Origin of the sequence: Cryobacterium sp. N19 (assembly GCF_002929595.1) — a bacterium.
Lineage (GTDB): Bacteria > Actinomycetota > Actinomycetes > Actinomycetales > Microbacteriaceae > Cryobacterium > Cryobacterium flavum.
The window spans coordinates 413,906-426,956 of record NZ_PJJR01000052.1; the positions used below are offsets into that span (position 1 = coordinate 413,906).

Sequence of the window (13,051 nt, forward strand, 5' to 3'; positions counted from 1 at the left end):
TCACTGTAAATGTGCAGTGGCGCAAAAAAGCACTGAGCGCAAGAATTATCCAGGTGATAACTGAACCGAACCTCGGCCTGCGTGACCGCAAGCGCCTCGAAACGCGCCTGCGGCTCGAAGACGCCGCGGTCACCCTCGTGCTCCGCGACGGCCTCGAGCACACCACGGTCGACGTGATCAGTGAGCTCGCCGATGTGTCGCCGCGCACCTTCTTCAACTACTTCGAGAGCAAGGATGCCGCGATCCTCGGCCTCCGCCAGGTCGAAATCGCAGAGTCCGAGCTTGCCGAACACTGCGACCGAGTGGCCGAAAACGGACTGCTCGACACCGTCATCCACCTGCTGCTGACCGTCATCGGCCCGCCGTCGACCCGACCGACCATGCGGGAAGACCGGCTAGAGATTCTGCGCCGGCACCCGCAGCTACTCACCACCCAGCTTGCCCAATTCACCCAACTGACCACCGAAGTCGCCAGCGCGGTCACCGCCCTTGTGGCGCGGGACGCGCGCTTCGCGGGCGACTCGCCAGCCGAGCAGGCGGCATCCGCTGACCTGGTGCTGTCCCTGTGCGGCGGGGCGGTGCGCGTGGCCGTCAAGGAATGGGCCGAAATGAACCCGACCGACGCCGAAGGTGCGGCCGAACAACTTGAATCACGAGCAATCTCGCTCGCCAGAGAGGTATCCGTAAAACTTTCATGACCACCACACTTGCCCCGCAGCCCGATGCGGCCGAGGCCGCCGCCAACCCCGGCAAGCGTCACATTCTGCTGGTTTTCGCCGGGCTCATGGTCACCATGCTGCTCGCCTCGCTCGACCAGACCATCTTCAGCACCGCGCTGCCGACCATCGTCGGCGAGCTCAACGGCGTCGACCACATGCTCTGGGTGACGACCGCGTACATTCTCGCGTCGACCATCATGTTGCCGGTTTACGGCAAGCTCGGCGACCTGATCGGCCGCAAGGGTCTGTTCATCGGCGCAATCAGCATCTTCATCCTGGGCTCAATCGTGGGCGGACTCGCTCCCGACATGACCTGGCTCATCATCGGGCGTGCCGTTCAGGGCCTCGGTGGCGGCGGGCTCATGATCCTCTCCCAGGCGATCATCGCCGACGTCGTGCCGGCACGCGAGCGCGGCAAATACATGGGCATCATGGGCGGCGTGTTCGCGCTGTCGTCCGTGGCCGGCCCGCTGCTCGGCGGCTGGTTCACCGAGGGCATCGGCTGGCGCTGGGCGTTCTGGATGAACATCCCCCTCGGCGCCCTCGCCATCGTGACCGCCGTCTTCTTCCTGCGGTTGCCGGTGAAAGACCATGCCAACCCCAAGCTCGACGTCGCCGGCATGGGCCTGCTCGCCCTGGCCTCGACCGGGCTCGTGCTCACCACCACCTGGGGCGGCACGACCTACGACTGGGATTCCCTGCTGGTCCTCTCGCTCATCATCGCGACCGTCGTCGCCGCCGTGGCCTTCGTCATGATCGAGCGTCGCGCCAACGAGCCGATCATGCCCCTGCACCTGTTCAAGGACCGCAACTTCAACCTCACGACCGTAGCCGGCCTCATCACCGGCATCGCAATGTTCGGCGCCCTCGCCTACCTGCCCACCTACCTGCAGATGGTCACCGGCGCGAACGCCACCGAGGCCGGCTTCCTGATGATCCCGATGATGGCCGCGCTGCTGATCAGCTCGATCGGCTCCGGCTGGCTGGTCAGCAAGTTCGGCCGCTACAAGTGGATGCCGATCGTGGGCACGATCATCGTCGGCGTCGCCCTCGTGCTGCTCTCCACCATGACCCCGACCCTGCCAATCTGGATCCTGTGCAGCTACCTCGCCGTCATGGGCCTCGGGCTCGGCCTGAGCATGCAGATTCTCATTCTGATCGTGCAGAACTCCTTCCCGAACTCCCAGGTCGGAACGGCGACCGTCTCGAACAACTACTTCCGCCAGATCGGTGCTTCCATCGGTTCCGCCGTGGTTGGCAGCCTGTTCGCCGCCCGACTGACCGAACTACTCACCGAGCGGATGCCCGCCGGTGGCGCCGGTGCCGCCAACTCCTTCACCCCGGCCATGGTGCGTGACCTTCCCGAGGCCGCCCACCAGATCATCATCAGCGGTTACAACGACGCGCTCACCCCGGTGTTCCTCTACATGGTGCCGCTCGTCATTGTGGCTGTCATCCTGCTCTGCTTCGTGACCGAGAAGCCGCTCGCCACCACGATCGAACGTGACATCCTGCCCGAAACCCTCGAAACGGATGGCGCCACCTACGTTCGCCTGGAAGCTTCGGCAGGAGCCGGCGCCCCGGCCGAGCAGGCAGCATCCGCTCGACCAACGTTGAACTGATCTGAACAGTGACCCGCCGGGCCACTCTCGTATCGGCGCGCTGCTAGCGTGAACTCATGCGCACCAGTTCACCCCGACACCACGCATGATCAGCGTCGTCCTCGCCCTGGTTTCGGCCGCCGCTTACGGCATGAGCGACTTTCTCGGCGGCATCGCGTCGCGCCGGGTGGCCGCGCTGCGGGTTGTGCTCATGTCGTATCCGATCTCGGTGGTGATCATCACGATCGCCGCCGCGTTCGTCGGCGGGGAATTCTCCTGGCGGTCGATGCTGTTCGGCGCAGCGTCGGGCGCTGTGATGGCCCTGGCCATGTGGTGGTTCTATATAGCCCTCGCTGAGGGGCCGATGAGCGTGGTGTCGCCGCTGACCGCCGTGATCGTCGCCGGAATTCCGGTGATCGTCGGGGTGATCATCGGGGAGCGCCCCTCAGTGATCTCCTACGGCGGCATCGCCCTCGCCATCGTCGCGGTCATTCTGGTGAGCCGGGAACCGCCGGGAGTCGCCGACCACACCGTTTCGGGCGCGCGTGCGCCACGATTCACCCGCCGGGTCGCCTGGTTCACCGTGGGTTCAGGCGTCTCGTTCGCCCTGAGTTTCGTCTTCACCCACGAGATCGAGACCGGAACCGGACTGTGGCCGCTGGTGGTGTCGCGCACCGTGGCATCCGTGATCGTCATCGCGGTGGCGACCGGGGCGCGGCAGCTGGCGCGGCCGCCGCGGGCGATTCTCGGGTTCGCGTTTCTCGTGGCGGTGCTCGACGTGATCGGGGTCGTCACGATGCTCTACGCATTTCAGGGCGGCCTGCTGTCGCTCGTGTCGGTGCTTATTTCCCTCTATCCGGCCGTGACCGTGCTGCTCGCGGTGCTCGTACTCAAGGAGCGCGTCGGCCGGTTGCAAGTGGCGGGTATGGGCCTCGCCCTGGCCGCGGTCGCCGCCATCGCGGTCAACGGGTAGCACGCCCCGGGTACCGATGCTCGAGCAACCGCTGCTGCGCGGGCGAATCGGTGAGGCCGCGCGCCCGAGTCGCTGCAACGGCTGCCTCGGACTCCCGACCGAGGCGGCGCAGCAGTTCGGCCCGGGTGGCGTGCAGCCAGAAGTAGTCGTCGAGACCGTGCAGCGCGTCGACGGCAACGAGGGCTTCCAGAACCTGCGCCTGCGCGGCCAGGGCCGGGTGGCAGCAGGTGAAAATGAGGCGCAGCTGGTCGTCGCGCAGTACGCCGATAGGAAAGTCATCGGGAGCCTGCTGCAGTTCCATCAGGGCGGCCTCCCTCTCTTTGGCAAAGCGCGAACCCTCGCGGCGCAGCAAATCGATCGCTCGGTGCTTGCCCGTGACGATCAGCCAGGCGCGCGGGTTTGGCGGAATGCCGGTGCCGGGCCAGGTCTGCAGGGCACGGATCGAGGCGTCCTGCACGGCGTCTTCGGCGATGCCGTGCTCACTGGCTGACGGTGTCTCTCGTCTTGAACGTGGGAACCTTCACGGTCATCGGCAGCGCTGGACGAATCTCGACGGCACCGTTCCACGCTCCCGGAATCATGGACGCGACCTTGATGGCCTCGTCGAGGTCGGTGCATTCGAGCAGGTAGAAGCCAGTAAGGGCCTCCTTGGTTTCGGCGTACGGTCCGTCGCTGAGCACGACGTCGCCACCCTTGCCTCCGGTCACCCGCACGGTCGTGGTCGTGGGGGTGTGGTACAGCGCGGCGCCGCCGCGGATGACGCTCGCGGTGTCCTCGCCGAACTTCTGATATTCGGCCATACCGTCGGCGAACTCGGGCTGGCTCCAATCGATGTCGGGCGAGTAGATCAATGCGACATAGCTGGTCATGGTGCGCTCCTTTTTATGGTGAACCCATTCGTTGATGGATCTACCTTAGGAACGAACCAGCGCCCGTGGATAGGACAGCCGCAGAAACTTTTCTGAGGACGTTAGCGCGAGACGAGTGCCTGGGCGATGACCGAGGTGAAGAAGACGAGCCCGTCGACGCCGCTCGCCATGGCGGTATCGGTGTCGGGGCCGAAGCCGGCCTCGACGGCGTGCTCGGGGTGCGGCATGAGGCCGACGACGTTGCCGCGGGCGTTGGTGACGCCGGCGATGTCATTCAGCGAGCCGTTCGGGTTGCCGCCGATATAGCGGGCCACGATTCGGCCGTCGCCCTCGAGTGCTTTCAGGGTCTCGGCGCTGGCCATAAACGAGCCCTCGCCGTTCTTCAGCGGAATGACGATCTCGGCGTTCGCCGAAAATCCGGTGGTCCAGTCGCTCGTATTGTTCTCGATGCGCAGGCCCTGGTCGCGGCAGATGAAGCGGCCGGCTTCGTTGCGAATGAGACCGCCGTCGAGCAGGTGGGCTTCGGTGAGCATCTGGAATCCGTTGCAGATACCGAGCACGGGCATGCCCTTATTGGCCGCGTCGATGACCTCGGTCATGATTGGGGAGAGGCTCGCGATGGCGCCGGCCCGCAGGTAGTCGCCGTAGCTGAACCCGCCGGGCAGCACGAGCGCGTCGACACCGTGCAGGTCGTGGTCGCCGTGCCAGAGGGCTACGGAGTCGGCGCCGGCCAGACGGATCGCGCGCGCAGCGTCACGATCATCGAGCGAGCCGGGAAAGGTGACGACGCCGATGCGCATCAGACGACCGCTGCCGAGGGCGCGTTCTGCACGTGGATGCCGACGACATCCTCAATCACGGAGTTCGACAGCACGGTGTCGGCGAGCTCGCGCACGGCCGCGAGGGTGGCCGCATCCGCTTCGCCGTCAATGGAAATCTCGAAGCGCTTGCCGACGCGCACGCCGGTGACGGTGGCCAGCGCTGACTGGGTCTGACCGAGGCGACCGAGGGCGCCAGCGACGGCCTTACCCTGGGGGTCAAGCAACTCAGCCTTGGGCATTACTTCGACGACGATCGTTGGCACAGGGCACTCCGCATACAGTCTGGGGCTTATAGTCGTGGCAAATCACTGCAATTCTACAGGCCGCAGCTTGGGCGGCCCGGCGCGCGTCACTCGGAGATGCCGTTCTGGCCGAGCAGAATGCCGCGCAACACGTCACGCACGGCGGCCACTCCGTCGTAGGTTTCGACAAAGCTCGTGCTGAGCGGGGCGAGGCCGAGCCGCAGGCCGTTGGGGCTGCGAAAATCGGGAATGACATCGTTATCCCACAGAATTCTCGTGACCTGACGCATGAGCGGATGGTTGATTGTCACGTGACCGCCGCGATGCGTCTGCTCCCGCGGCGAGGCCACGGTGACGCCCATCGGTGCCAGCCACTCATCGACGAGGGTGATGGCGAACTCGGTCAGCGCCACCGACTTCGCCCGCACCGACCCGATCGTGGCCTCATCGATCATGGCAATCGTGTCCTGCATGGCGAGCATGCCCACGACTGCGGGAGTGCCGCTCATGAAACGACGGATGCCGGTGGCCGGCACATACCCCGGCCCCATCTCGAAGATGGCCTGCGCGCCCATCCAACCCTGGATTGGCTGGGAAAGCACGTCCTGCAGATCACTCTTTACATAGCCGAACGCGGGTGCGCCCGGCCCACCGCTCAGGTACTTGTAGGAGCAGCCGACCGCGAGGTCGACGTCGCAGGCATCGAGATCGACCGCAACCGACCCCACCGAGTGGCTGAGGTCCCAGAGCACGAGGGCGTCGTGTTCGTGGGCGACGGCGGTGATGGCCTGCATATCGGCGAGGTAGCCGGAACGGTAGGCCACGTGGCTGAGCAGCACGAGCGAGGTCTGCGGGCCGACCACGCTGCGCACCTGGTCGGCGGTTACCCCACCCTCAGTGTCGGATTCGATCCAGCGCAGGGTGAGACCGCGCTCGCGCGCAATGCCCTCCAGAATGTACCGGTCGGTGGGAAAGTTGTCGCTGTCGACCACGATTTCAGTGCGGCGCGGCCGCGAATCCACGGCGGCGCGGGCCAGTTTATAGAGCAGCACGGTGGTGGAATCGCCGACGAAGACCTGGCCGGCCGCGGCGCCGAGGCAGGTGCGGCCGAGGTCGTCGCCGATCTGCAGGGGAAGTTCCATCCACTGCTCGTCCCAGCCTCGAATGAGTCGGGTGCCCCAGTCGTTGGCGAGAAAGTCGGCGATGCGTTCGGCGCTGGCCCGCAGCGGACGGCCGAGCGAGTTGCCGTCGAGGTACGAGCGAGGATTGGCCGTGGCGGGGTCGGCGTCGGTGCCGAGGAACCGGGCGCGGTAGTGGGCGAGGCCGTCGATGCGGTCCATCCGTCGCGCGAAGGCGAGGTGGGCGCCCTGGCCGGTTGAGCTGGTGAAGCTGGGAGTCATGCGAGAACCTCGAGTTCGGGGCGGGTGAGGGCGCGGGCGGTGCAGAGCCAGTCGGTGAAGTCCAGGGGATCGCGCGGCCGTTCCCCCGGGATGAAGGTCACCCGGCTATCGGCCAGGGTCAGGCCGAGCGGTGCCGGCGAGCAGAGGGCGGTCAAGACCTCGCCGGGAGTCAGCCCCGCGTCGAGCAGCGCCGCGATCTCACCCGAGTTCAACCCGAGCGGCAGCGGGCCGTTGCCGAGGTCGGTGCCGTACAGCACCCGCCCGCCGGCCGCGTGGAACCGACGCAGATTGTCGCTGGCAATCTCGAACGCGGCAGTGGGGCGACCCCAGCCGTGAATGTCCAGGGTGCTGATCCAGGACATGCGGGCGGCCATCGCGGTCACGAGATCATCGGCGAGGCGCTCCGAAAACGGGGTGTGGGCGAACGCGTCCACTCCAGCGGTAAACGCGCGATCGGCTTGACCCGCACCCTCGGCGTGCGCCACGACCGGCAGGGAACGTTCGTGCGCCCGCCCCACGAGTGCGGCCAATACCTCGGCGCCGAACACCGGGCCGGCGACCGAGTTGAGGGTAATTTTCAGAACGGATGCCCCAGCCGCGGCTTGCAAATCGACCGCGGTGGTGGCATCCGCTATGGAGGCGACCGCGCAGCTCCAGGCGGGCTCGGCCCAGCTGGCCCGGCTGGGGTAGCCGCCGGGAGAGTTGATGAACTGGTGCGCGTATGCCAGATCGGGCATAGATGTCCGGAGGTCGTCAGGCAGCCAGCCACCGAGGTCGATGGCCCGTGCGATTCCACCGCTCGGCAAAACTGTTCCGTCGATCAGGGCCAGGTGAAGGTGTGCGTCGAGAAAGCCCGGCAGCACGGTACCTCGGCCGACCAGAAAGTGAGTGGTCACGCGCCGATCTCCGTTCGCACGGCGAACAACTCGGGAAAGAAAGTGAGTTCGAGGGCCTTCTGCAGAAAGGCCGCTCCACTGGATCCGCCGGTGCCGCGCTTCATACCAATGATGCGTTGCACCGTCTTGAGGTGGCGAAAGCGCCAGAGTTGAAAGTTGTCCTCAAGGTCGACGAGTTCTTCGCAGGCCTCATAGGCGGCCCAGTGCTCGGAGGCGTTCTCGTATATTCCCCGAAAGGTATGCACGAGTTCGGGGTGCAAGGTCCACGCCTCGGTGACGTCGCGCTCGAGCACAGCGGCGGGAATGTCGTAGCCGGCCCGGTGAAGGTAGCGCAGAAACTCGTCGTAGAGGCTGGGGGACTCAAAGGTGGCGGTCAGCAGGGTGTGGGCAGCGGCATCCGCTTCGAAAACCGTGAGCATGCGGCGGTTCTTGTTGCCGAGCGCGAACTCGACCGCGCGGTACTGATACGACTGAAAGCCACTGGAAGAGCCGAGAAAATTCCGAAACTGGGCGTATTCGGTGGGCGTGAGGGTCGCGAGCACCGACCACTGCTCGGTCAGGGTTCGCTGAATGTGCTTGACCCGGGCGATGCCCTTGAGAGCCGGAGCGAGCTGGTCCTGCCGCAGCGCCTCGATGGCAGCCTGTAGTTCGTGCAGCACGAGCTTGAGCCAGAGCTCGGTGGTCTGGTGCTGGATGATGAACAGCAGCTCATCGTGGTGTTCCGGTACGCTGACCGGCTTCTGGGCGTCGAGCAGGGTCGGTAGGTCGAGGTAGGCCCCGTAGCTCATCTTCTCTCGAAAATCGGTGACGATCTCGGGGTCGAAGTCACGGGTGTTGTTCTTGAGAGTCATCGGGTTCCGTTCGGCTTGTTCAAATTGTGCGCAGGTTGCGGCTGTCGGCGCAACACCACAGCGAACCGGGCACGTCAAAGTTCTAGACTGGAGCGCATGACCCCGCCGACCCGAAAGCCCCAGGATGGCGTGCCAGCCCCGTCTGCACCCGAGCGAACCGCAGCGAGTGCGCCCCGCCGCCGCGACGCCCGGCTGAACCGGGACCGTCTCGTAGTGTCGGCTCGCGCCCAGTTTGCCCAGTACGGGATCGACGCCTCACTCGAGGAGATCGCGCGTCAGGCCGAGGTCGGTGTTGCCACGCTGTACCGCAACTTTTCGACGCGCGACGACCTGGTTCGGGCGCTCTACGACCTGGCTCTGGCAGAACTGCACGCGGTGCGCGGGGAGATCGAGGCTGCCCCCACCCCGTGGGAGGCGCTCGTTGTCTACACCGAACGGGTCGCCGAATGGCTCGTCGCCGCCCCGTCATTGCCGCCGATCCTGCGACGCATGGCACAGCTCGACCCGTCAGCCAGGCCCGCTGCCGAGTTCGACGGCTTCATCGCGAGCCTGGTGGCCCGCGCCAAGAAGGACGGCACCCTGCGCCGCGACGTCGACGCGGTCGACCTCGCCGTGCTCGTCACCATGGTCGGGTCGCTCGGCGGCCTCGGCGACGGTTACGCCGGCCAGTGGCGCCGTCAGCTCTCCATCGTGCTCGACGGCCTGCGTGCCGCCGACGCGCCTCGGCCCAAGCTGCCCGGCCGCCCGCTCGACGTGAAGGACTATCAGGCCACAGTGCACGGCCTGACCCGTCGGGCGGCCCGCGCCGCCCGGTAAGGGTTAGACGGTCGCTGGGTCGGCTGCGCTCACTCGGATGCGGTTGGCCCACGGGTCGTCGAAAGCGAGGGTCTGGCCGTCGTGAGTGGTGTCGACTTTGTAGTGGGCCATCCGTTCGCCCAAGGCACCCACGTCGTCGGTGCTGGGCACGATGATGCTGACCTCGCCGAGGCCGAGGGCCAGGCGACGCTTGCCGCTGCCCGAGCTTTCCCAGGTGTTCATGGCCATGTGGTGGTGGTAGCTTCCAGCCGAGACGAACAGCGCCGAGGGCCCGAAGTTCGCGGTCGCCTCGAAGCCGAGCCGGTTCACATAGAACTCCCGGGCGCTCGCGACGTCGCCCACCGAGAGGTGGATATGGCCGACGATGGCATGGCCCTCGCTCGGCTCAACCGACATATGCTCGGAAATGAATGCGTTCGGGTCGAGGTAGAGCGAGGCCATTTCGACCTGGCCGTGGGTCCAGCTCCACAGGGTGCGGTCGCGGTCCCAATACAGCTCGATGCCGTTGCCCTCGGGGTCGGTGAAGTAGAAAGCCTGGCTGACCAGGTGATCGGCGCTGCCGGTGAACGTTCCGGGGGCCTTCGTGCCGATCGAGTACACGGCGGCGGCGAGGTCGGCCTGCGTGTCGAACAGAATCGCTGTGTGGTAGAGCCCGGCCGAGCGTGCTTCGGCGGCCTTGAGCTCGGGGGCGTGCTGCAGGATCACGAGCGGGGTCTGGCCGCGCCCGAGTACCGCTACCGGGCCGTCGTGGCTTTGCAGCTCCAGCGTCACGATGTCGCGGTAATAGGCGATCATGGCGTCGAGGTTGCCCACGCGCAGGGTCACCGCGCCCATTCCGGTGTCGGCGGCCAGCAGGTCTTTCGCAGTGAGGGTCACAGCAGGCTCAACGGATGCGCCGCCCCGGCTATTCCGCGATTCGCAGTGTTCGGGTTCCCCCGTTTGCGACGGGATGGGCCGGCAGTGGTGTTGGTGTGCTGGTGTGCCGCTGTGCTGTGCTGTGGTGCTGGTGTGCCGCGGTGTTGGTGTGCTCAGGCGCCGGTGAGGCGTTCGAGAAGTTCTCGATAGCGGGCCGCGGTCTGCTGCACGATCTCCGTCGGCAGCTCGGGCGGAGTGCCGGTGCCGTCCCAGTTCGCCGCGAGCCAGTTGCGCACGATTTGCTTGTCAAAACTGGCCATGCGGGTTTCGGAGGTGGTGCCGGTTCGCCAGGCTGCGGCATCCCAATAGCGGCTGGAGTCGCTGGTGAGCACCTCGTCGGCGAGCACGGTCACGCCGGTGTGTCGGTCGGCACCGAACTCGAACTTGGTGTCGACGAGAATGACGCCGGCCTTCTCGGCGATCGTTCCGGCGGCCTGAAACAGGGCCAGCGAGAGGTCGCGCAGTTCGGCGGCAATGGTGGGCCCGACGAGTTCGACGGTGCGCTCGAACGAGATGTTCTCGTCGTGCTGGCCCATCGGGGCCTTCCAGGCCGGGGTGTAGATGGGTTCGGGCAGGCGGTCGCCGTTCTGCAGCCCGGCCGGAAGCGATATGCCGCACACCGACTGGGTTTCGAGATATTCCTTCCAGCCGCTGCCGGTGAGGTAGCCGCGCACGACGCACTCGATCGGGTACATGTCGAGGGTGCGGCAGAGCATGGCCCGGCCAGCGACGCTCGAGGGAATGAGCTCGCGCACGGCGCTGCCGACCTGCTCGTGGTCGGCGATGAGGTGGTTGGGCACACCGGTCAGCCGGTCGAACCACCACAGGCTCAGGGTGGTGAGCAGCTCGCCCTTGCCCGGAATTCCGGGCTCGAGCACGTGGTCGAACGCGCTCACCCGGTCGCTTGCGACCACGAGCACGCGGGCTGCGGTCGTGAGGGAGGGAGTATCCGTTGTCTCGCCGTTCTCGAGATACAGGTCGCGCACCTTGCCCGAGTAGACGCGGGTCCACCCGTCCAAGACGGCAACGGATGCGGGGGACTCGTGCTCAGATTGGCTCACCCGTTCATTCTCCCGCATCTCCACGCGGCATAACTCCTGCAGAAAATCTGCCCGACACATCGGACCCCTGAAATGACGGGCAAGTTTGGGCGCCGGTCAGCAGATTGCAGGAGTAATGCCGATGCCGATGCCGATGAGGGAGAGCGGTCAGGCCACGCGGGCGGCAATATCCGTGCGAAAATGGGCGCCGGCGAGGGATACGTGGCCGAGAGCCTCGTAGGCGCGAGCCCGAGCCTCGGCGAAGGAGGCACCGACGGCGACGACGCTGAGCACCCGCCCGCCCGTCGAGACGAGCCTGCCATCGTCAAGCCGGGTCGCGGCGTGCGAGATCGTGACGCCGTCCACGGCCAGGGCGGCCTCGAGCCCGGTGATTTCGCGGCCGATGAGCGGGGTGTCCGGGTAGTTCTCGCTCGCCAGCACGACGGTCACCGCCACGTCGGCGGAGAATTCGGGCCGGGGCAGGTCGCCGAGCACGCCGGTCGCGGCGGCCAGCAGCAGGCCGGACAGCGGCGTGACCAGGCGCGGCAGCACGACCTGCGTCTCTGGGTCTCCGAAGCGCGCGTTGAATTCGATCACGCGAATGCCGGCATCCGTCAAAATGAGCCCACAATAGAGCAGCCCGACAAAGGGAGTGCCCTCGGCGGCGAGCTGACGAACGGTCGGAAGCGCGACGGTCTCGATGATCTCGTCGATGAACGCGGTCTCGCTGCCGAATGAGGCGTCGAGCCAGGGCAGCGGGGAGTAGGCGCCCATGCCGCCGGTGTTGGGGCCGGCATCGTGGTCGAGGGCACGCTTGTAGTCCTGGGCGGGGGAGAACGGCAGCACGTTCTGGCCGTCGCTGAGCAGAAAGAGCGAGATCTCCTGCCCGTCGAGAAACTCTTCGATGAGCACGCTGCCGTGTTCGAGCCAGTACGTCGCGTGCGCGAGGGCTGCCGGCCGATCCGGGGTTACGAGCACGCCCTTGCCGGCGGCGAGTCCGTCGGCTTTGACGACGTAGGGGGCACCGAACTCGTCGAGGGCGGATTCGGCCTCGGCGAGGGTGCCGGCGCGCACGGCCCGGCCGGTGGGAACGCCGGCCTCATCCATGATGCGTTTGGCGAAGGTTTTGCTGCCCTCGAGCGCGGCGGCGGCTTTGTCCGGCCCAAACACGGCAATGCCGCGCTCGCGCAGGGCGTCGGCCACGCCGGCCACGAGCGGAGCCTCCGGGCCGATCACGACGAGCTCAACGCCGTGCAGCACCGCGTAGTCGGTCACGGCCACCGGATCGTTCGGGTCGAGCGCCACGACCGGCACCTCGGCGGCGATACCGGCATTGCCGGGGGCGCACTCCACGCTCGGACGCGGCTGCTCACGAAGCAGCGCGGTGATGATGGCGTGCTCGCGGGCACCGGAACCAAGGACCAGAATTTTCACCGTTTCAGGCTACCCGATGCCTCGCGCCCGCCTGATCCGGCAGACTGGGACCATGGCACGAGCGCGCATCGACGACGGAGCCGGCCGGGCGGCCGTGCGGGCCGCGCTCGCCGAAGGCGCCAGCGCGAGCCGGGATATCCGTGCCCAAGCCGTGCGCTACACCCTGCAACTGCTCGCGGAACAGGCCGAGGGCAACACCCTCGAAGTGCGGGTGCCGCCGTTCGGCGCCACGCAGTGCATTGAGGGACCGCGGCACACTCGCGGTACGCCGCCCAATGTGGTCGAAATGGATGTCGCCACCTGGCTCGGCCTCGCGACCGGCACCCTCGCTTTCGCCGACGGCGTCGCGTCGGGCGCCATCCATGCCTCCGGGGCCCGGGCCGACCTGACCGGGCACGTGCCGGTGCTGCCCCTGAATTAGCGCGTACCGAACTGCGGAGATTCCGGCCGATATCTGTGGAATAAGGCTGGAAA

At 66.7% G+C, this 13,051-nt stretch carries 15 protein-coding genes; 5 read left to right on the forward strand and 10 right to left on the reverse strand.

The window, feature by feature from the left end:
• The first annotated feature begins 53 nt into the window (after positions 1-53).
• The 3 genes from CXY78_RS15550 (at position 54) to CXY78_RS15560 (ending at position 3,293) form a co-directional block, all read left to right on the forward strand.
• Positions 54-698, forward strand: coding sequence for a TetR/AcrR family transcriptional regulator (locus tag CXY78_RS15550; protein ID WP_158252792.1), 645 nt, complete (start codon positions 54-56; stop codon positions 696-698).
• The gene (locus tag CXY78_RS15555) at positions 695-2,341 is read left to right on the forward strand and encodes an MDR family MFS transporter (RefSeq protein ID WP_104090139.1); all 1,647 of its coding nucleotides are present in this window, start codon (positions 695-697) and stop codon (positions 2,339-2,341) included. The genes CXY78_RS15550 and CXY78_RS15555 overlap by 4 nt, the downstream gene beginning before the upstream one ends.
• A gap of 85 nt (positions 2,342-2,426) precedes the next feature.
• A complete protein-coding gene (locus CXY78_RS15560; RefSeq protein ID WP_092338077.1) occupies positions 2,427-3,293 on the forward strand; it encodes an EamA family transporter in 867 nt (288 codons plus the stop codon).
• Here CXY78_RS15560 and CXY78_RS15565 read toward each other — a convergent pair.
• The 7 genes from CXY78_RS15565 to kynA form a co-directional block, all read right to left on the reverse strand.
• Positions 3,283-3,765: a sigma factor gene (locus tag CXY78_RS15565; RefSeq protein ID WP_104090141.1), complete on the reverse strand. Its 483-nt coding sequence runs from the start codon at positions 3,763-3,765 to the stop codon at positions 3,283-3,285. The two genes, CXY78_RS15560 and CXY78_RS15565, sit on opposite strands and share 11 nt — an antisense overlap.
• 7 nt (positions 3,766-3,772) lie before the next feature.
• Positions 3,773-4,162 carry a YciI family protein gene (locus CXY78_RS15570; protein WP_104090142.1) on the reverse strand — a complete coding sequence of 130 codons (390 nt, stop codon included), beginning with the start codon at positions 4,160-4,162 and terminating at the stop codon, positions 3,773-3,775.
• Between the two features lie 101 nt (positions 4,163-4,263).
• Complete coding sequence (gene purQ / locus CXY78_RS15575) at positions 4,264-4,962, reverse strand: phosphoribosylformylglycinamidine synthase subunit PurQ (protein ID WP_092338073.1); 699 nt, start codon at positions 4,960-4,962, stop codon at positions 4,264-4,266.
• Positions 4,962-5,246 (reverse strand): phosphoribosylformylglycinamidine synthase subunit PurS, encoded by a 285-nt coding sequence (locus CXY78_RS15580; RefSeq protein WP_092338071.1) that lies wholly within the window; start codon positions 5,244-5,246, stop codon positions 4,962-4,964. The genes purQ and CXY78_RS15580 overlap by 1 nt, the downstream gene beginning before the upstream one ends.
• 86 nt (positions 5,247-5,332) lie before the next feature.
• Positions 5,333-6,625 carry a kynureninase gene (locus tag CXY78_RS15585; RefSeq protein ID WP_092338069.1) on the reverse strand — a complete coding sequence of 431 codons (1,293 nt, stop codon included), beginning with the start codon at positions 6,623-6,625 and terminating at the stop codon, positions 5,333-5,335.
• Positions 6,622-7,521, reverse strand: a complete 900-nt coding sequence (locus tag CXY78_RS15590; protein WP_092338067.1) for a hypothetical protein — start codon at positions 7,519-7,521, stop codon at positions 6,622-6,624. Before CXY78_RS15590 ends, CXY78_RS15585 begins: the two co-directional genes overlap by 4 nt.
• Positions 7,518-8,372, reverse strand: coding sequence for a tryptophan 2,3-dioxygenase (gene kynA / locus CXY78_RS15595; protein WP_104090144.1), 855 nt, complete (start codon positions 8,370-8,372; stop codon positions 7,518-7,520). Before kynA ends, CXY78_RS15590 begins: the two co-directional genes overlap by 4 nt.
• Positions 8,373-8,468: 96 nt before the next feature.
• On the opposite strand from kynA, the gene CXY78_RS15600 reads away from it, so the two are divergent.
• On the forward strand, positions 8,469-9,188 hold the full coding sequence (locus tag CXY78_RS15600) for a TetR/AcrR family transcriptional regulator (protein ID WP_092338063.1): 720 nt from the start codon (positions 8,469-8,471) through the stop codon (positions 9,186-9,188).
• Between the two features lie 3 nt (positions 9,189-9,191).
• Here the strand turns inward: CXY78_RS15600 and CXY78_RS15605 are convergent, their stop codons facing one another.
• From CXY78_RS15605 to purD, 3 genes are all read right to left on the reverse strand, one after another.
• Positions 9,192-10,022, reverse strand: coding sequence for a VOC family protein (locus tag CXY78_RS15605; protein ID WP_092338756.1), 831 nt, complete (start codon positions 10,020-10,022; stop codon positions 9,192-9,194).
• A gap of 194 nt (positions 10,023-10,216) precedes the next feature.
• Positions 10,217-11,182, reverse strand: coding sequence for a phosphoribosylaminoimidazolesuccinocarboxamide synthase (locus tag CXY78_RS15610; protein WP_104090200.1), 966 nt, complete (start codon positions 11,180-11,182; stop codon positions 10,217-10,219).
• Between the two features lie 129 nt (positions 11,183-11,311).
• Positions 11,312-12,577, reverse strand: coding sequence for a phosphoribosylamine--glycine ligase (gene purD, locus CXY78_RS15615; RefSeq protein ID WP_104090146.1), 1,266 nt, complete (start codon positions 12,575-12,577; stop codon positions 11,312-11,314).
• Between the two features lie 52 nt (positions 12,578-12,629).
• Here purD and CXY78_RS15620 point away from each other — a divergent pair, with 52 nt between their 5' ends.
• Positions 12,630-12,998: a sterol carrier family protein gene (locus tag CXY78_RS15620; RefSeq protein ID WP_092338059.1), complete on the forward strand. Its 369-nt coding sequence runs from the start codon at positions 12,630-12,632 to the stop codon at positions 12,996-12,998.
• Positions 12,999-13,051: the final 53 nt, after the last annotated feature.

Bases quoted from the DNA above. Each gene is read 5' to 3' on its own strand.
- CXY78_RS15555 (WP_104090139.1), top strand. From the start codon at position 695: ATGACCACCACACTTGCCCCGCAGCCCGATGCGGCCGAGGCCGCCGCC.
- CXY78_RS15560 (WP_092338077.1), top strand. From the start codon at position 2,427: ATGATCAGCGTCGTCCTCGCCCTGGTTTCGGCCGCCGCTTACGGCATG.
- CXY78_RS15570 (WP_104090142.1), bottom strand. From the start codon at position 4,162: ATGACCAGCTATGTCGCATTGATCTACTCGCCCGACATCGATTGGAGC.
- purQ (WP_092338073.1), bottom strand. From the start codon at position 4,962: ATGCGCATCGGCGTCGTCACCTTTCCCGGCTCGCTCGATGATCGTGAC.
- CXY78_RS15585 (WP_092338069.1), bottom strand. From the start codon at position 6,625: ATGACTCCCAGCTTCACCAGCTCAACCGGCCAGGGCGCCCACCTCGCC.
- kynA (WP_104090144.1), bottom strand. From the start codon at position 8,372: ATGACTCTCAAGAACAACACCCGTGACTTCGACCCCGAGATCGTCACC.
- CXY78_RS15600 (WP_092338063.1), top strand. From the start codon at position 8,469: ATGACCCCGCCGACCCGAAAGCCCCAGGATGGCGTGCCAGCCCCGTCT.
- CXY78_RS15605 (WP_092338756.1), bottom strand. From the start codon at position 10,022: ATGGGCGCGGTGACCCTGCGCGTGGGCAACCTCGACGCCATGATCGCC.
- CXY78_RS15610 (WP_104090200.1), bottom strand. From the start codon at position 11,182: ATGCGGGAGAATGAACGGGTGAGCCAATCTGAGCACGAGTCCCCCGCA.
- CXY78_RS15620 (WP_092338059.1), top strand. From the start codon at position 12,630: ATGGCACGAGCGCGCATCGACGACGGAGCCGGCCGGGCGGCCGTGCGG.